General features: G+C 44.9%; 12 protein-coding genes. 5 read left to right on the top strand and 7 right to left on the bottom strand.

Annotated elements, in window-relative coordinates; genetic code table 11:
• The first annotated feature begins 68 nt into the window (after positions 1–68).
• From F897_RS01440 to pnp, 5 genes are all read left to right on the top strand, one after another.
• The gene (locus tag F897_RS01440; RefSeq protein WP_005232486.1) at positions 69–3779 is read left to right on the top strand and encodes an exodeoxyribonuclease V subunit gamma; all 3711 of its coding nucleotides are present in this window, start codon (positions 69–71) and stop codon (positions 3777–3779) included.
• Positions 3779–7897 carry a UvrD-helicase domain-containing protein gene (locus F897_RS01435; RefSeq protein WP_005232484.1) on the top strand — a complete coding sequence of 1373 codons (4119 nt, stop codon included), beginning with the start codon at positions 3779–3781 and terminating at the stop codon, positions 7895–7897. Before F897_RS01440 ends, F897_RS01435 begins: the two co-directional genes overlap by 1 nt.
• A gap of 71 nt (positions 7898–7968) precedes the next feature.
• A complete protein-coding gene (recD, locus tag F897_RS01430; RefSeq protein ID WP_034580345.1) occupies positions 7969–9741 on the top strand; it encodes an exodeoxyribonuclease V subunit alpha in 1773 nt (590 codons plus the stop codon).
• A gap of 894 nt (positions 9742–10635) precedes the next feature.
• Entirely contained in the window at positions 10636–10905 is a 270-nt protein-coding gene (gene rpsO / locus F897_RS01425; RefSeq protein ID WP_004637724.1) for a 30S ribosomal protein S15, read from the top strand.
• 249 nt (positions 10906–11154) lie between these two features.
• A complete protein-coding gene (gene pnp / locus F897_RS01420) occupies positions 11155–13242 on the top strand; it encodes a polyribonucleotide nucleotidyltransferase (RefSeq protein ID WP_171064785.1) in 2088 nt (695 codons plus the stop codon).
• A gap of 162 nt (positions 13243–13404) precedes the next feature.
• Here the strand turns inward: pnp and F897_RS01415 are convergent, their stop codons facing one another.
• From F897_RS01415 to F897_RS01380, 7 genes are all read right to left on the bottom strand, one after another.
• A complete protein-coding gene (locus tag F897_RS01415; protein ID WP_004781728.1) occupies positions 13405–13668 on the bottom strand; it encodes an HP1242/YdcH family protein in 264 nt (87 codons plus the stop codon).
• 93 nt (positions 13669–13761) lie between these two features.
• Entirely contained in the window at positions 13762–14091 is a 330-nt protein-coding gene (locus F897_RS01410) for a chaperone modulator CbpM (protein ID WP_004781729.1), read from the bottom strand.
• A gap of 511 nt (positions 14092–14602) precedes the next feature.
• Positions 14603–15064, bottom strand: coding sequence for a DUF2147 domain-containing protein (locus tag F897_RS01400; protein ID WP_004781731.1), 462 nt, complete (start codon positions 15062–15064; stop codon positions 14603–14605).
• Positions 15065–15252: 188 nt separating this feature from the next.
• Positions 15253–15714 (bottom strand): DUF2147 domain-containing protein, encoded by a 462-nt coding sequence (locus F897_RS01395; protein WP_005232479.1) that lies wholly within the window; start codon positions 15712–15714, stop codon positions 15253–15255.
• Between the two features lie 278 nt (positions 15715–15992).
• Positions 15993–16442 carry a DUF2147 domain-containing protein gene (locus F897_RS01390; protein WP_005232477.1) on the bottom strand — a complete coding sequence of 150 codons (450 nt, stop codon included), beginning with the start codon at positions 16440–16442 and terminating at the stop codon, positions 15993–15995.
• A 214-nt stretch (positions 16443–16656) separates the two neighbouring features.
• Positions 16657–17532, bottom strand: a complete 876-nt coding sequence (gene hslO / locus F897_RS01385) for an Hsp33 family molecular chaperone HslO (protein ID WP_004781734.1) — start codon at positions 17530–17532, stop codon at positions 16657–16659.
• A 50-nt stretch (positions 17533–17582) separates the two neighbouring features.
• The gene (locus tag F897_RS01380) at positions 17583–19439 is read right to left on the bottom strand and encodes a cation:proton antiporter domain-containing protein (protein ID WP_005232476.1); all 1857 of its coding nucleotides are present in this window, start codon (positions 19437–19439) and stop codon (positions 17583–17585) included.
• Between the last annotated feature and the right edge of the window lie 34 nt (positions 19440–19473).

Here is a 19473-nt window from a genome sequence, read left to right as displayed (position 1 = left end):
TCAGTAAGTATAGTAAATAATCTTTATCATTTTGTAGTACTGCTCCATCTCATTTTTCAGGGGAAACGATGGCAATTCATGTTATTCAGAGTCAACGCATTGATGTGCTTTTGGATAGTATGCTGCGTATCGTCAACCAGAGCGCAAAAAATCCCTTGGCCGTGTTACAGCCGCGGCATTTTATTGTACCGTCTCCTGCAGTAGAGGCCTGGCTCACCCAGAAAATTGCTGAGAAAAAGGGCATCAGTGCCAATACCCAGTTTCATCACCGGATCCGTGCCTTTCAGTGGACTTCCTATCAGTGGGTGCTAAATAATCCAAAAGAAGTCGAACAAGTCCGTGAAGCCAATATTCCCCGAATTATTATTAAATGGCGGGTATTTCAGGCACTACGTAAATGTATTTTGCCTGAGCAGATTCCATTAGAGATCGATCATCCGCTGTATTCGATTATCAAGCGGATTTATGACAGTGCAGATCGTCTGGAGCAGGGTACAGAGAAGCAGCTGAAAAAACAGAGCATGCTGTACTGGGTATCTGAACAGGTCTCGCGCCTGTTTAGTCATTATATGGACTATCGTGGCTATTGTGCGCGGAATTGCCCGCCACAGGAATGCCGTTGTCCGACCAACTGGCTAGCGTCCTGGGGACAGGATATCGCGCTCGATCTTGAGCAGATGATCTATATTCCTAAAGATGAAAATGGCTATGAAATTCCGGTGGCGGACTTCGTCAAGATTCAGGCACGCGAACTGGAAGCCTGGCAACGCTGGTTGTGGCAGCATGTCTTTCAGGACGATTATGCCAAGATTCTGGACATCGAACAGATGTACTGGGAACGTTTGGAGAATGAAGATACCCAGGCACAGGCTTTAAAACGCTTACCACAACAGGTCGTGGTCTTTACCTTGCTAGAATTGCCACCGAGTCAGCTGGATTTCTTGCGCCGTCTCGGTCAATACATCGATATTTATATTTTCCACTTTAACCCTTCACAGGAATACTGGGCCGATAGTGTCGATCCGGACTGGAAAGCACGTTATGACCTTGGCGTGCAGGAACGTTTCATCAAGAAATTTGAAAAATCTCAGGGACGTTTGCCGACTGATACCGAAATCCAGCATTTCTTTGCAGCCTTTCAGCTGAACTTTAATGCCGAAGACCGGGAATCGCGTCATCCCTTGCTGACCCGCTTTGGCAAGCAGGCACGTGATCATTTCTCGTTATTGTCCAAACTGTCTTCGGGTGAAGAAGGTCTCTGGGCCGATGCTTTCGTGGATGAGTATCAAGACAAGTTACTGGCCAAAATCCAGTCGGATATTCTGTACCTGCTGGAACCAGAAAAACACCAGTATCCGCTCAAACCAGATGATGATTCGGTACAAATTCATGTCTGTCATTCCTCACTGCGCCAGCTGGAAGTTTTAAAAGAACAGATGATTCACTGGCTGGCCCAAGGTACCGAAGATGCCCCACGGCAGCCGAGCGATATTCTGGTACTGGCCCCGAATCTGAAAGAGCTGGAACCGGCGATTCGGAGTGTCTTTGCACCGCCGCCACGAGAACGGGAAGGCAATAGCCAGCGTCTGCAAAAAGATAATCTATATTTACCGATTCAGATTGCCGGGGTATCCCGACTCGATGTCAGCAATGCCTGGCGCGCGGTACTGGGCCGGATTCAGCTGGTGCATCGACGTTTCAGTATCGAAGATTTTGCCGACTGGCTCAGCCTGAATGCGACCCAGCAACTATATGCGCTGGACTACGCGCAAGTTGAGCGCATGTTGCAGTTACTGGGTGAAGCGGGCTTTAAACGCGGTCTGGATCAGCAGCATTTACAGCAAAGCCTGACCGCAGGCGATGAAGACTATCGCTTCAGTTTTAAATTTGCATTGGATCGGCTGGCACTCGGACTTGCAGTTCCGGAACATGCCCTGTTTCAGGATACCTTAAGCTATGCTCGGGTCTTGAGTAGTGATTTCCCTCTCATCTCGACTTTAATCCAGATTTATCAGGATCTGGTACAGCGCCGTGACTGGCTGATTTTGCATGAACAGGAACAACGTACCCCGGTAAAAACTTGGCTGGAATATCTGCGTGAAGACTTGAATGAGTTCCGTGAAGCCGGCGTCGAGTCCTTAAAGACGGTCGCAGAAATCATTGACAAGCAGATGCGGATGCTGACGTTGGCCGATTACCATGATCAGGATGATCCGCAGGCCAGCCAGGAGCTGGTCGCCTTAAGTCTGCCATTGCCTTATGTACTGGAAGAAATTCAGAATACGCTGGAGATGCAACTGGATCAGGCCGAGCCGACCGGACAAATTACCTTTAGTCAAATCGGCCAGATCCGTCCGTTGCCATATAAACTGGTGGTGATGCTGAATCTAGATACCGGTAAATTTCCGAGCCGGAAGCAGCAGGTGCCATTTGACCTGATGAACAGTTTGAAGCCGCAACTAGGGGATCGTTCCCGTCTGGATGATGACCAAGGCGCTTTTCTGGATGCATTGCTACTGGCACAGGACAATTTATGGCTGTTCTATAATGGCTTTGATGTTGATGATGGTGAAGCGCGTGATCCATCCACTTCATTGCAGGAACTGATCCAGCATATTGCCTTGATTTGCCAGTCAGACCAGCCCGATGCTGAAGTCGATGAAACGGTTGAGATGAATGGTTTGAGCGTGGCCAAGCATATCCGTCAGCTCTATCATGTGCATCCACTACAGCCGTTCGATCCGATCGGTTACGTCGAATCTCATACTCCACGTTATCAGACCCAGTGGTTTGCTGTAGCAGAATATATTCGCAGTGCAGAGGGCAAGCGCAGCAGCTGGATCAATGCCCATTATCCGGCCTTGATGCAGAAAGAAATCCGGGTGCTGAAAGGGGATGAGTGGATTCGTGACATGATTTTCCCAGCACGTCTATTCCTGAAAAGTATCGGTGTTTCCAGTGTGAGATATGCCGATCTGCCAAGTTCACGAGAACCCTTATTGCTGAATAAACTGGAACAGTATCAGGTCCGTGATTTCCTATTACAACAGGATCAAGAGATTGAGCCACAGCTGATGTTGGACCGCTTACCGGTCGGAAAAACTCAGGAAGCGACCTGGCTCAGCAGTCAGCAGGAACAGCAATCGCTAAAAGAACGTTTATTGCAGCTGAATAAAGAGCTGACACCTGTAACGCAGCAAACTTGGCAATATAACCCTGAATTGCTGATTCATATTACCTTGCCGCAAGTGCCGCACAGCAGTTACTGGCTGAGTATGCAGTCTTCCTCCGCTTCGGAAAAACGTCGGGCACAGGTCTGGCTGGAATATCTGCTCTGGCTGGCCTATCTGAATAATGATGAACTGTCGCCGCAGCTGGAACGGATTGTCATTTTCAGTAATAAAACCCTGAAATTCTCCGGACTGCGTTCTAGTCAGGCACGTCATCATTTACAGGCCTGGCTGAAAGCTTGGGAAGTGGGACAGACCCAGCCGCTGGTATTGCCTGCCGAATTGCTGATGAAAAAGGCCTGGGAATGGACTGAAAATGAACAGGGGCAGATCACTATTGCCGAGATGCAGGAACTGCTAAAGGCCTGGAACAACAGCTATGAAAGTGCCAAGCCTTTGGCCAGCGATGAATCCAGCCAGCTGCATCAGGACTGGCAGTTTATTTTGCAGGATCAGGACCCGGATCTGGCCTTGCAACGCTGTTGCCATGATTTTGCCCATGCGCTATATGCGCCGATTCATGAACATCTGGAATGGATAAAAGAATAATGACCATGTTACCCAACCAGAACAAAAAGATTTCAACCAATCCGATTCAGGACATGCGCTTTAGCGGCCTGCACTGGATTGAAGCTTCCGCGGGGACCGGTAAAACCTATACCTTATCCAGTTTGATGGTACGGATTTTTCTGGATCAGTATTATCCGCATCAGGTCATTGCCACAACCTTTACCCGTAAGGCTACAGCTGAACTGAAAAACCGGGTACGTCTCAGAGTCGAGGAAACGCTGGCCTTCATTCAGCGTCATCAGGAGCTGAATTCGGTCGAAATCACCGCCAAAATCCAGGCTGAATCGGATCCACTATTTCAGCAGGTATTAAAAGATTATGGCTCACGCATGGATTATGCCCGGCGCCGTTTACGTCTGGTACTGAACCAGCTAGATGAGCTGTTTGTCGGGACACTGGACAGCTTTAGCCAGAAATTATTACGTGAATTTGCTTTTGAAAGCGGCAAGATTGAACGGGCTGAACTGACTGAAGATCAGGATCTGTATATCCAGCAACTGATTCATGATGTGTTGCGGGAATGGATCCAGCAGCAGCCGCAATATATGATCAATCATCTATATCTGCAAAACCTGTTGAAACCAGTAGAACATTATACTGGACTAGTTCGTGATGCTCTAAATTTCCGTGTGCAATACTTTCAGAAGGTAGAAAAAGTCGAATGGGATCTGACTGAACTAGAGCACTGCATTCAGCGTCTGTTCGATGTACATGAACATGAAATTAAGATCATTCGGGAGTATTGCCAGAATTCTCCGAAGTATTTTCATAAGAGTTTTTTGACCAGATTAAGTGACGTTTGTGAAAACTTTATGACCTGGATGGCGGCACTGAAAACCAAAGGTGTGATGAGCTTTTTTGATCCAGAACTGCATGCGATCTTATTGAATCTGTGTTATTTGCGCCGTAAGAAAACCGATTTTCAGCCGACGACTCAAGTGTTTAACAAAAGCTGTCCGGAAGCAGAGCAGCAGCAGATTCTGCAACATAGCCTGATTCAGGCCATTGATGGATTGTGCGAAGTCAAAGAGAAGATGGATGCACAGTTGAAGCAGCTGACCACCTATCTTGAATATCATATTATTCGCAGTGTGCAGAACCGTCTGCCGCAAACCTTGCAAAAACAGGGTGAAACCACATTTTCCCAACAGATTCGAACCTTGGCTGAAGCTTTACAGGGACAGCAAGGTCAACGCTTTGCCCAGTTTGTACAGGCACGCTATCCACTCATTCTGGTGGATGAATTTCAGGATACCAACCAGGATCAGGATGATCTGCTGGCTAAAGTCTGGCGTGATCCGAACCGGGTCAAAGCCGGCTGTATGATCATGGTGGGCGATCCGAAACAGGCGATTTACGGTTTCCGTGGCGGCGACATGCTGACCTATAACAAGGCGCGTGCCGATGTGCTGCAAAAGCAGGGCCGTGAATATACCTTGATCCAAAACCATCGCTCGGTAAAACCTCTGGTCGAGGTGGTGGACGCGTTGTTTCAACGCCAGATGGATTTTGGTGAACAGGTGCATTACACCCTGATTCAGGCGGGGAGCCGGCCACATCCGGATTTAATCGATAAAACGCTGAGCAATCCGCATCCACTGCGCTGGATTCAACTCGGTGAACAGGATGTTGAAGCGGATCAGGTGGTCTGGAAAATCCGCCAGTTATTGAATCAGTCTGAACAGCAGCACCTGTATTTCCAGCAGGGTGACAACGTTCAGCACTTAAAAGCGGATGATATTGCAGTTCTCAGTTTTGGCCATTATGCGCTGGAACAGGTCAAGCAGCGTCTGCAACGCATGGGGATTCCCTGTTATAAGGAATCTAAGCAGAGCGTCTTTGCCAGTCCGGTGGCTCAGGATGTTGCAGCTGTTCTGACCGCGATCATGGAGCCTTTTAACGAAGCCAAAGTCAAACGTGCTTTATTGACCCGTTTATTGGGCTTTAACCTGAAAAAGTTAATCGAACTGCAAGAGCAGAGCGAAGGTCTGAGCCATTATATTGCCGACTTTGATGCTATCCGGGAAATGTGGTTTGAAAAAGGGTTTCTGACGGCCTGGAATTATGCTTTAAATCTGTTTCAGGTCTGGACCAATCTGGTTGCAAGCCAGAGCCTGGACAATGAACGGGTAGTGGTGAATTTACGTCACCTAACCGAGATCCTGTGTCAGCAAAGTGAATATTATCAGGGTGCTCAAAAGCTGTATCACTGGTATTTGCGTCAGTTGCAATCACCTTCAGGCAAGGATAACGAAAAAGAGCGAAAACTCTCTGGCGATCATGGGGTACAGCTCTTAACCATCCATGCTTCCAAAGGTCTGGAATTTAAAGTGGTGTTCCTGTTAGGTGCCGATGCACCTTTTGATGTGAATAAAGGAAATCTGAACTTTTCCCTGTCAGCCGCGGAAAATGTACTGGAACAATCCCGGGTGATTGCAGTTAATCATAAGGACTTGCATGAGCAGGCGATTTTGCAAAATGCGGCCCGTAATGCCGCAGAAAATCACCGGCTTTGGTATGTGGCACTGACCCGGGCCAGTCACCGGGTTTATGCCATGCTGCAAGATCAGAGCGGACAGGCGGATTCAGGACTGGCATTCTGGCGTGGACAAGGTGAGGCGGCCTTTCAGCATGCCCTAAGTCTGCTGGAACAACCTCTGGCTTCTGAGCCGCCTAGAATTGTGGCAAAACAGACAGAAGCACCGTTACAGATGCAGGCTCATCCTTTACCGGAGCGACAGTTCTATCCACGGACTAAAACCAGCTTTACCGCGCTGTCACAGCATCTCCCGCATCAGGCGATATTGCAGGATGATCTGGTCATCGCTTCTGAACGTCCGGACAGTGCCGCAGATGAAATGAATCTGCTGGAACTGGAACAGCAGATAGCCAGTCAGCCACTGGACTGGATCAGGCTGAATTTTCCAAAAGGCACGGTAGCCGGAACCTTCCTGCACAGTATTTTTGAGCATATCGATTTTCAGGATCGCAGTTACTGGAATCTGGAAATCCGCCGCCGTTTTAAAAATACGGCGCCACAAATCTGGCAGGAACTGAAAGAGAAATTTCATCAGGCCTTTCATGTTCGTCCATTGTTACAGCAGGCATTTACTCGGGGCTATCAGACGGCCTGTGTGAATTTACAGACCCTGTTTAGTCAGGTGGCCCGTCAAGGTCAAATGCAGCCGGAGAAATTGCAGCAGAGTATGCAAAAAGTACTCTCCAGCCTGAATTATAAAATCCTGACCGGAATTCGCCTGCATGATCAGAGTGAAGCTTATCGTCAGGAATGGCAGCAGTTTTTCCGTTCCGCTCAAACATTCGATCACTCTGAATGGTTGAACTTCTTAGGGCAGTTTCAGCGCTATGTTACAGAACTGGATGATGAGCCTTTTATCCAGTTTTTCGAACAGGAAATGGCGCAGATGACGCCTGCTGAGACAGCAGCAGAACTGGATGTAGAAACCGTTTTTCAGCAGGCATTCGATCATTTCATTGATGAGATGATTGAAGATCTTCTGCTCAATCGGGTTCATGACTGGCTCAAAGAAATTCTGGCTGCACCCCTACAGGCAGAGTTCAGCCTGGAGCAGTTGCAGCAAGGTACTTACTTGTCTGAATTCCCGTTTTACCTGTCTTTAACCGATGTGCCGTTACAGATTCGTCAGATCCAGCAACTGTTTGCCGAGCATGATATTCTCATGCCTGATTTTAATGAGGCAAAATCAGCACGCTATCTGACCGGATCTATCGATTTGGTTTATTTTGATGGCCAGCGCTATCATATTGCCGATTATAAAAGCAATTTTCTCGGGTCGGATCAGCAGCATTACACGGCCGAGGCCATCCAGCAGAATATGACTCACTCCAGTTACTGGCTGCAAGCGGCATTATATCTGGTGGCATTGCATCGTTATCTAAGCGTGAACATGCAGGGATATGACATGCAGCAGCATCTAGGTGGAGCGACTTATCTGTATCTGCGCGGTATGAATGGTCAGGCTGAACAAGGCGCTTATCACTGGCAGCCTAGTCTGGAATTTATTCTAAAACTGGATGAAATTCTGGGCTATTTTGAGCAGAAAAAATCAGCATAATTTTGATGATTTATAAAATTTTAAGAGTTTAAACAGAAGATTATCCTGTGGATAACTTTGAGGATAACTGTGTGGAAAATAAGCAAATTCACGTGTCTCAGCAATCAGCCCATTTAATGGCCTGGATTGACTATCTATGTCAGCCACCATTCAGTTCGGCGACTTTTGATGCTGCCGCAAAATTGCTGATTCAGCAGCTCCTTGAAGCGATGCAGGAGGGCAATAGTTGTATTCCGGCTAGTGCCGAGCAAACAGCTCTATTGCATCATCTGGTGCTGGATCGGAGTCAGCAGACTCAAGGCATTGCACCTTTTATTTTTGAGAACCAGCAGTTGTATTTATACCGCTACTGGCAGCTGGAGCAGGCAGTCGCCACCCAGATCGCCCGGATCAAGTCACAAGCCATCACGCCAGTAAATTTAAGTGAGCGTGATCGTAACCTCCTGACAGATCCACAGCAAAAGCAAGCGCTGGAAATGGTCGCCAAGCAGGGGCTGAATATTATCACCGGTGGGCCAGGAACCGGTAAGACCTATACCTTGGCACATATGATTGCGGTACTGCATGAAGCCTTACCCAATATCCGGATTGCGATGGCCGCTCCGACGGGTAAAGCGGCGCAGCGGATGCAGGAAGCCTTGCAGAAAGCTTTACATAGTGAAAAATTACAAGCTTTTGAGCTGGAGACTTTAAAGCAGGTTCAACCTGTTACTTTGCACCGCTTACTGGGCTTGGGGCGGTTGGGACGCCCCCGGTTTCATGCCAAGCAGCCTTTGCCTTATGATGTGATCGTGGTCGATGAAGCATCCATGCTGGACTTAAGCCTGTCACAGATGCTCCTTGCTGCAGTGCCAGATTCAGCCCGCTTAATTCTGTTAGGCGATGCAGACCAACTGGCCTCGGTGGATGTCGGCACTGTACTGGCAGACTTGCAGCAGACTTCTGTTCTGGCAGATAACCGGGTCAATTTAATCACGACGCGCCGTTTTGCCTCAGGCGCCCGAATTGGTGCGATGGCATACTTTATCCAGCAGGAGTATGTTCCAGCATCAGTTTTAAACCAGTTTGAACAGCAAGTGGTTGCTGCGAGTGAGCTGCAAGTAATTGCACTGGACCAGGTGGAAATTGACCAGCTGCAACTGCAGTATCTGCCAGAAATAAACCCAACTACAGGTCTACAGTTAGACCCATATTATGATCAACTGATGTATGGCTATCAGGCTTATGCGGACGCGATCAAACAGGCTCAGGATCAGACTGATTTCGAGCAATATGTGCAGCAGGCAATTCAGCACTTTGATCATTACCGGATTCTCACCGCAATCCGGCATGGTGATCTGGGTTTGAATAAAATCAATCAGCAGATTGAACAGCGTTTTCTGGCCAGTGTAGGCAAGTTAAAACAGGGCGACTGGTATACCGGCCGACCAGTGATGATGACTTATAACGATTATCAGCTGGGTCTGTCCAATGGTGATATTGGAATCTGTTTCTGGAGAGAACAAGAAGGACAATCACAATTTGAAGTATATTTCCCGAGTCTGGAAAAATGGGTGCTGGCGACACGCCTGCCAAAAAGTATAGAAACAGCTTTTGCTTTGACGATTCATAAATCGCAAGGTTCAGAATTTACTCATACGGCTGTAGTACTTGATCAACAAGCCAAAAATTTACTAAGTAAGGAACTGATTTATACAGCGATTACTCGAGCTAAAAAAGTCGTGAGCTTGCTGGTAGATCGTGATGCGTTTACACAAGCGCTATGTGTAAGAACCACACGAATAAGTGGTTTAAGCGAAAAAATACTTGAACAATGTAACAATGTATTGGCAAAAAATAAATAACTTTTGTAGGTAAATGCTTACATGGATTCAGGAAATTGGCGCATGGAGCTTTTAATCGGTTTTTGAGAAGATTGGTCACACAAAAGAACTCAACACGGAAAGTTGGGTATAAATCGCATAATAAGAACAAGAATGTCACCAGACAGCGAACTTACAGTGAAGTAAGTGAAAGAGGAAACTTACAGCCGCTAAGCCTTGTAGTTTTGGGAGAGACTACAAGGCTTTTTTATATCTGCCGTTAATGGAATTTTGCCGTAATCTTATAGAACGATAAAATTGGCAGAATAAGTAAATTTAAGTAAATAGCGTAATTAAAAGATATATAAGTGTAACATTTTGCAAATTTCGATGATAATTTTGTACGCAATGGCTTACAGCGAGTGAGGATAAATGCCTCTATGAGCATTTCGACAATATGGCAAAATCTACCACACAAGGAAGTTATTTTTAGTCAGGAAGATTTGAAAATAATAAAGCGTAAAACGCACTAAAAAAACAATAAATAAAAAATGATAATAGAAGAAACTACAGCGCGAAAAAGCCCGAGTTTACTCGGGCTTTTTTTTATCATTTATTTCTAAGCGCGATCAGAAATATTTTAAATATAAAAAGATCAGTTAATTTCTGCAGTTATCTAAACAGCTACTCATAAGCCAGATCAAGTCCAATTCCTGAAATTATGTGTAAATTGAACCATATGGAATTTATTCATATCAGTAAATAAGCCAAGGCAGCTTGGTAGCCAATACCATCAAAATTCATGATCTATTTTTGCAATCTGACGCAATTTCCCTTAAAATATGCAACTTGCTGTAGTGATGCACGGCAGTCAATGTATTGAATTCTCATTACTTTGATTTTTATCAAGATATATAAGCATCTCGGAGAAATCGAATGGCTTTAACAAACGCAGATCGCGCAGAGATCATTGCTAAATTTGCTCGCGCTGAAAACGACACTGGTTCACCAGAAGTTCAAGTAGCTCTTTTAACTGCTCAAATCAATGACTTACAAGGTCACTTCAAAGAGCACAAACACGACCACCATAGCCGTCGCGGTCTGATCCGTATGGTTAACCAACGTCGTAAGCTTCTTGACTACCTAAATGGTAAAGACCACGGTCGTTATGTTGCATTGATCGGTGCTTTAGGTTTACGTCGTTAATTCGATTTAAACTTTATTTTCGGGTTTATTGCATGCCTTGTGCTTTATTACTGAAAACTAAAGTCGGTTTAGCCTTTGGCTAGATCAGGGGAAGGGGCGAATGTTCGCTCCTTCTTTGTGTTTAAAAATAGTGTTTATTTCTGGTGAGGTCGGCTTCTAAGCTTTGTCATTTACCCGTCCATTTGGATGTGAATGCCAAACCTTAGGGGTCTCCACTAGAATAAAATCAGGAAAAAATAAAACATGTCGATGTTTAATATTGTTCGTAAAGAATTCCAATTTGGCCAACATCAGGTTGTCCTAGAAACAGGTCGTGTTGCGCGTCAAGCCAATACCGTATTGATTACCATGGGCGGCGTAACTGTATTAGTTGCTGTTGTTGCTCAACCCACTGCTAAAGCAGGTCAAGACTTTTTCCCGCTGACTGTTAATTATCAAGAAAAACAATACGCAGCTGGCCGTATTCCTGGTGGTTACGGTAAACGTGAAGGCCGTGCATCTGAAGCTGAAACGCTGATTTCACGTCTGATCGACCGTCCAATTCGTCCATTGTTCCCAGAAGGTTACTATAACGAAATCCAGGTGACTGCGACTGTTGTGTCTTCTGACAAGACTATGGAAGCTGACATTGCAGCAATGCTGGGTACTTCTGCAGCACTTGCGATTGCAGGTACACCATTCCGTGGTCCAATCGGTGCGGCACGTGTGGGTCTGATCAACGGTGAATACGTTCTAAACCCAAGCTTTGAACAATTGAAAGAAAGTGATCTTGATCTTGTCGTTGCAGGTACGGAATCTGCAGTACTGATGGTTGAATCGGAAGCGAAAGAACTTTCAGAAGACCAAATGCTGGGTGCAGTATTGTTCGGTCATGATGAAATGCAAATCGCGATCCAAGCAATCAAAGAATTCGCGACTGCAGCTGGTGCGAAAGAATCAACTTGGGTTGCACCTGAGAAAAACGAAGACCTTCGTGCAAAACTGAAAGAAGCATTCGAAGCGAAAATCTCTGAAGCATATACCGTTGCGGTGAAACAAGACCGTTATGCAGCACTTGATGCACTTCAAGCAGAAGCGCTAGCTCAGTTCGTTCCAGAAGGCGACGAAACTGGTCTTGCTGATGACGTAAACGAATTATTTGAAGATCTTAAATACCGTACCGTACGTGACAACATCCTGTCTGGTAAACCACGTATTGACGGTCGTGATACTAAAACTGTTCGTGCCCTTGATGTACAGGTTGGCGTATTAGAGCGTGCTCATGGTTCTGCATTATTCACACGTGGTGAAACTCAGGCATTGGTCACTACTACTCTGGGTAATACTCGTGATGCGTTGATGGTAGATACCCTGGCTGGTACCAAAACTGATAACTTCATGCTTCACTACAACTTCCCTGCATACTCTGTAGGTGAAACAGGTCGTGAATCTGGTCCTAAACGTCGTGAAATCGGTCACGGCCGTCTAGCTCGTCGTGGTGTTCAAGCCGTGCTTCCAGCAGCTGACCGCTTCCCGTACGTGATCCGTATCGTATCTGACATCACTGAATCTAATGGTTCATCTTCAATGGCGTCTGTATGTGGTGCTTCTCTATCATTGATGGATGCCGGTGTTCCACTTAAAGCACCAGTTGCGGGTATTGCAATGGGTCTGGTGAAAGAAGGCGAACGTTTCGCAGTTCTTTCTGACATCCTGGGTGACGAAGACCATCTTGGTGATATGGACTTTAAAGTAGCGGGTTCTGCTAACGGTATTACTGCGCTACAAATGGACATCAAGATTGAAGGTATTACCGAAGAGATCATGGAAGTTGCATTGAACCAGGCTTATGCAGGTCGTATGCACATCCTGAATGCAATGAACCAAGTGATTTCACGTGCTCGTCCAGAAATTTCTATGCACGCACCAACTTTCCAAGTGATCAACATCAACCCTGACAAGATCCGTGACGTGATTGGTAAAGGTGGTGCAACGATTCGTCAAATCACTGAAGAAACTAAAGCTGCGATTGACATCGAAGATAACGGTACAGTACGCGTATTTGGTGAAACTAAAGCTGCTGCACAAGCTGCGATTGCAAAAATCCAAGCGCTGACTGCTGAAGTTGAGCCAGGTACCATCTACACAGGTAAAGTGATTCGTATCGTTGAATTCGGTGCGTTCGTGAACATTCTGCCGGGTACTGACGGTCTGCTTCACATTTCTCAAATCTCTAACGAACGTATTGCCAACGTGGCTGACGTATTGAAAGAAGGTCAGGAAGTGAAAGTACAAGTTGCTGACGTTGATAACCGTGGTCGTATTAAATTGACAATGAAAGACATCGAACAAGCATAATTCGATGACTTTTTAAGTCTGAAAAAGCCCGCATCATGCGGGCTTTTTTATTTGGACAGATTCTTTATTTAAGAGCCAAGATCATTTAATAATCACATTTTAAGTAAAACGGATGATTAAGCCTTGTATTGAAACACTCTTGGTTGAGAAAGCTGTTCTCATTCAGGTAAGCGGATCGGCTTCAGAATTTTTTAACATGCGATAAATCTCGTCTTTTAATTTCAGTTTTTTGCGTTTAATCGCATCGATATCATCATTGATATGATTGACTGGATCGAGTTCAAGCTGGCTAATCTGTTTGTCCAATTCACTATGTTCCTCAAACAGTCGGGCAAAGTACGGATTTTCCTCACGTAATTGCACAATTAAATCACGGTATTCTGGGAACATATATTTGATCTTTTTATTGCAGTCTTTGGTTTTCATAGGGATATTTATCACTCAAAAAATAAAAGAAAAAAGCAAAATATGCCCTAGTCCGCATTGATTTAACTCAAGCAGACCGGACATTAAAAGACATTACTTGAAATGCAGATGTTTCACCTCGCGACGTAATTCCTGCACTTCATCAATGAGATCCAGCATCATGGCAACGGCACTAAAGGAAGCATCAAAATCACGCTGCAAACGGTAAGCCCGTTGTGCTCGAGTAATATCTTCCCCGAGGAAGGTACCAGGATGCGTTTTAGAACGGTTCGGCAAAATTCCATGTTCAATGAGTTGCATCACCCATTCCGGACTTTGGCCACATGCTTCAGAAAAGTGGAACAAATCAAAGGTACGATCATCCATGATTTCAGAGGGGATATAACCGTTGGAAAAGTTTTCTCTATATTGAATTGTAGTCATAGCTCTACTCCTTAAACAGCCAGGCTTGAGACATTCAGAAAGGAAGGTCGTCCTGAAGTAGGGGAATGCCATAATATTTTATGGCCGCTGCGCTGTGCCCTAACGGTATGGGATGCTATTTGAACCAGCATCCTACCTAGAAGAGGAACTCTTATCCTATGGAAATCCTGCTTGAACCTGAACAGCTCAGTCTGAGCAGGGAAACAAAGATCTAGGCGGGCATCTGTTTTTATAGTTTTATCTGTCATTTGCAAACCATCCGTTGTTTGCAACACACATTTACCCATGCCTATCAATTGAGGAATACATGTTGCATGGATACTCTGTTCCAGAGTCCGTAGCAGATTGAATTGCAGCTGAAGATAGATCATTGTGTGAATAAAAAATAACCGTCTTCGATTCATTATTATGAGTTTGGGCTAAGGGAAACAGTTTTTATTTGTACTTAATTGTTTCAAATCATAACCATTAAAAAAGCCCCTGAAACAGGGGCATGGAAAACTGAAAAAAATTAGTATTTTATCCAGGTAACACTGCGTCCGATAACCGAAACGCCTACATAACCACGCAGGGTCAGGCGTTTGCCATTGGCGCTTAAACGTGCTTTACCTTTGTAAACTTTACCGCTGATTGGATCAAGTACCTTGCCATCATGGAATTCGCGAGGTTTTTTTGGGTCTGCCTTAAAATCCCAGATAAATGGCAAGCCAATAAATGGTTTATTCTTAAGCTGTCCTGGACATTTGCTACAGATTCCCAGTTTTTCTGCACCTGGCAGGCTGCGGGTTTCTACGATAATTCCCTCATAGCTACCATCTGGTTTTTTGCGGATTTCGACATCAGCACGAGAATAACCGGATTGATCATCGATAGTCTTCCATTTCCCCAGTAGTGGATCTTCAGAAGCAAGGCTTAAACCTGCTACTGTTGCCAATGTGATCCCCATCATTAAGCGACTTAAAATTTTCTTCATAACATGCCTGTTGATCAATGATTATTCGTATTAGATTTATTACTCTAATTTATTCATAAAATGTAACAAAATCAATAGCGTAAAATGTGATGAGATTGGCATAAAATTAATAAATTCATGTGAATTATCACATGACCTAAAAATAAAAAAGCTCCTAAGGAGCTTTTCTTAATAATCTGAATTCGAAACTAGTTTTTAATCCAGGTCATATTGCGTCCGACCGGTGCACCTTCAGCACGGCTATGAATGACGAGATGCCTGCCATTATTTTTCAGGCGGGCACGGGCCTGATAAAGCTGTCCAGAAACCGGGTCGAGCAGAGTGCCGTTAATAAATTCATTGCTATGGTCGGGATGACTACTCAGTCCCTTAAGCATTGTGAGTCCGATGAGCGGTTGATCTTTCAATGCACCTTTGCATAGGGTGCAAGTTTGCTGTCGAGCTGCCCCTGGAATCTCACGGACATGCACAATTTTGGCAATATAGCGATCCTGAGCATCCTTACTAATCACCACATCTGCCAGGGAATAACCGGTACGGTCATCAATGGTTTTCCAGTGGCCAAGTAATGGGTCACTGTTGGCGAAAGCAGATAGACTGATGGTGCTTGCTGCTGTAAGAATGATAGAACAAAGCAGTTTGAATCTCATTGCCACATTACCCCATGTTATTGAAAATATATTTAATTTCTTAAAGGCATAAAAAAATTATGGGATTAATATAGCGTGAAAAATACACTAAATACCAGTCAATAATCACATTAAATTAAGAAAAATGAATATGAGTTAAAATTTACGTTCATTCATCCTGATGAGGGTGGGTGAATATTTTTGTGATAAGGAGTGAGATAAAGATAATGATTTTAAGCTGTCCAAGCCTTTGATCTGGTCAGACAGCTTACAGATGAGAATTTATAAAAACATGAGATTTACTCGACTTTCACCCAAGACACTGTACGTCCGAGCATGGGTGTACCTACATAGCCACGAAGCGTTAGCACATTGCCTCGGGAATTCAGCGTTGCCTTACTTTTATAGATATTGCCGGTTAGTGGATCGAGAATTGAACCATTAATGAATTCATTTTTCTTTTCTGGATTTGGTTTTAGACCTGATAAGACAGATAGACCCAGAATAGGTACGTCTTTCAGTGCCCCCTTACATTTAGAGCAATGGGTATGTGCAGGACGATTTGGAATAGCATGGATACGAACGACTTTACCCTGATAAGTACCATCATTGAGTTTACTGATTTCAACATCAGCACGTGCATAGCCTGTTTTGTCATCAATGGCTTTCCATGTCCCCGTGATTTCGGCTGCATAGCTGAAGCTCTGCACAGCACATAACATCACACCCATTAAATATCGAAATTTCATTTAAAATCTTCCACTTATTTTTTTGATTTTTTTACTTTGAAAATACCGTTGATCTTCTGATTCTATCGGTGTGCAAATTTTAATCATGTGGCAAGCTTGAAATTAAGTACATTTGTCTTTTTATATGAGAAATTTTGGTCAATATTTTATGAAAATATAAAATGAAAAAAGCACTCAATATTGAGTGCTTTTTTGAGCCGAACAGGGGAGGTTATTAACTGAGGTGTTCACCAAACAGGCTCAAAGCTTCTTCAGCCGTAAAAATATAACGGCTATTACAGAACTGACAGTCCATCTCAATTGGATTCTGGAATTCTAAAGTTTCACGAACCGATTCTACACCAATCTGCTGTAAGGCAATCGCACAACGTTCTTTAGAACAGGTACAGCCAAACTGCAAATGTTCTACTTCTGGTAAGCGCACTTCTTCTTCGTTATATAAACGATAGAGAATTTCATTGGCCTCCAGAGTGACCAGTTCTTCTGTTTTTAATGTTTCAGTCAGCATGGTCAGACGTGGCCATAAGTCTTCATCGACACGGCGTTGTTCTTCTTCACTGTTACGCGGTAGCAATTGAATCAGCAAACCACCTGCACGGTTGTTGTCACTGGCCAGCACGATACGTGTCGGAATCTGGGCAGACAGGTCATAATATTGCATTAGACAGCCAGCCAGATTTTCCTGATCAAGCGGAACAATACCCTGATAACGCTCACCAAATTCAGGCTCGATATTGATAAACAGCACTGGATTAGTCAGTGATTTTAAAACTGTGCTGCTATCTTCTGCTGCCTGAAAGTGTGGATCTTCTTCGTAATCCGCCAGTGCACGTACTTCACCGCGATGGTTACATTCAGCCATTGCCCATTTAAATGTGCCTGAAGCCTGAATTTGCAGGCTGATACGCCCTTTAATTTTCAGGGTGCTGGCCAATAGTGCAGTGGCGCTCAGCATTTCACCTAACAGGATTTTTACTGCAGGCGCATAGTCACGCTGGGCCAAAATTGTTTGTAAAGCTTCTTCAAGATGCACCACTTCACCACGAACAGGGCTATCTTCAATAAAAAAGCGTTGGCGTAAATCAGACATAAAATTCTCCATAACCCTGCTTTAATGGTGGCATTATTGTAAAACACAAGTTATGCCAGATCATCTCTTATGGCATCAATTCCTGAAGCGTTGTTGTCCTGTTGCGTGTCCGTATCCTGTTCTGGTATTTTTTTTAGCTGATCCTGAGCAAAAAGATACTCCAGTTCTGCCAGTGTATTCCTTGAGCCTGCAGAATTAAACGGGCTCTCCGTATCCAGATGAAATTGACGATTGAGCAGGTTTTCATCGTGAGTATGAAACTCATGGATCTTTTGTTGCGCCTGCTCTTCAGACAGTCCGCTCAGCTGACCTAGCAGACACTGACTGAGTTCTCGTGCAGAAGCATAGGTTTCTCGCCAGATTCGTTCCACGCCCAGCTCCTGAAGTAGATGGACATGATGCCGGTCACGTGCCCGTACCCATAAAGACATATCAGGATAATTTAATCGCAGATGCCGGACGGTCAGCAGTGAATCTTCAATATCATCAATGGCGACAATCACATGCTGAACCGTATCCAGATGTGCCTGAGCTAAAGCCTCTGGCTCAGTCGCATTGGCCTGATAGAAGGTAATACCGTAAGAGGTGAGCAATTCAGTTGCTTCGATATTGCTGTCCATGACACTGAATTTTTGTTGCTGTTGCAGCAAAATACGGGTAATGATCTGGCCAAAACGGCCAAAACCGATTAATAAAATTGGTGCAGTATTTGGTGGAAGGCTTTCAATGTCAAAGGTCGCTGCCAAATGATTTTGCCGATCCAGTCGTGGCAGAATCTGGTTATGTAATAACCAGTAAAATGCCGGTGTGAGTAGCATGGATAAACTTGCCATCCACATCAATGGGGAGAGCAGGGTTGGAGTAATGATCTGCTGCGAAAGTGCAATGATGAGTGCCAGAAAAGCGAACTCACCACTTTGTGCCACACTGGCGGCGAGTAGCGTACTGTTGCGCCAGCTATGTTGATAATAACGTGCCAATCCTAAGGTAATCGCAAATTTAATCAGGATCAGCGAAAGTGTTCCGGCAATAATCAATACGGGTTGCGTCAGTATATCGGCAAACTGCAATGACATGCCCAGGCTGATAAAAGCCAGCCCAATCAATAATCCGCTAAAAGGCTGCAGACTCTTTTCGACCGAAATCCGGAAATCAGAATCAGCCAGTAACATGCCAGCAAATAATGCCGCGAGGTACAGATTCAATCCCAGCGTATCCATCAGGACTAGTAAGCTCAGGAAAATGACAATGGCAACAATGCTATGCAATTCATGACGACCACTTTTGGCAATCCAGCGATAGAGCGGCTGCATGAAATAGCGGTTACATAGAAATAAGCCAGTAAAGGTAGCCATCATGGCAGCAAAATAAGCTATGCCATGTTCTGTTGAACTGACCCCAGCAAAAAGCGGAATCGCTGCAATGATAGGAATTGCAATCAGTGCATGAATCAGGGTGTTGGCATAAGCGGATTGACCATAACTGGTCGCCAGTTGTTGCTGATTATTTAAAAACTGGGTCACCAACGTCATGGCAGAGAGGCTGCCGGCCAGTCCGATGACAATGCTGGAAACCAGATGCTGATCGAGAAAGAACCAGGCCAGCAGGCTCAAAATCAGGGCCGTGCTCAGTACCTGTAAAATGGCCATAAACCACAGGGGTTGCCCAAGCTGAAGAATTCGTTGTGGTCTGAGTTGCAGACCAATCCAGAACATCAGGGCTAACAGGCTGATTTGAATAAAAGTCTGCATCACCTCAGGAGCAGAGATCAGCGCTAAGGCACTCGGCCCAATGATTAAACCTGTCAGTAAATAGCCCAGCACTGTTGGCAGTCTGAGTTTATGGCTCAGTGGCACCATTAACAGTGCAATCGCCAGAACCAGCGCTATTTGTAACAGTATCGACATTTTTCCGCCTTAAATTTTATTTTCATCCAGTCTT

This window comes from Acinetobacter variabilis (genome assembly GCF_000369625.1).
Classification (GTDB): Bacteria; Pseudomonadota; Gammaproteobacteria; order Pseudomonadales; family Moraxellaceae; genus Acinetobacter; species Acinetobacter variabilis.
Note: the sequence above shows the minus strand (reverse complement) of the source record. Positions and strands in the feature narration are given on the sequence as shown.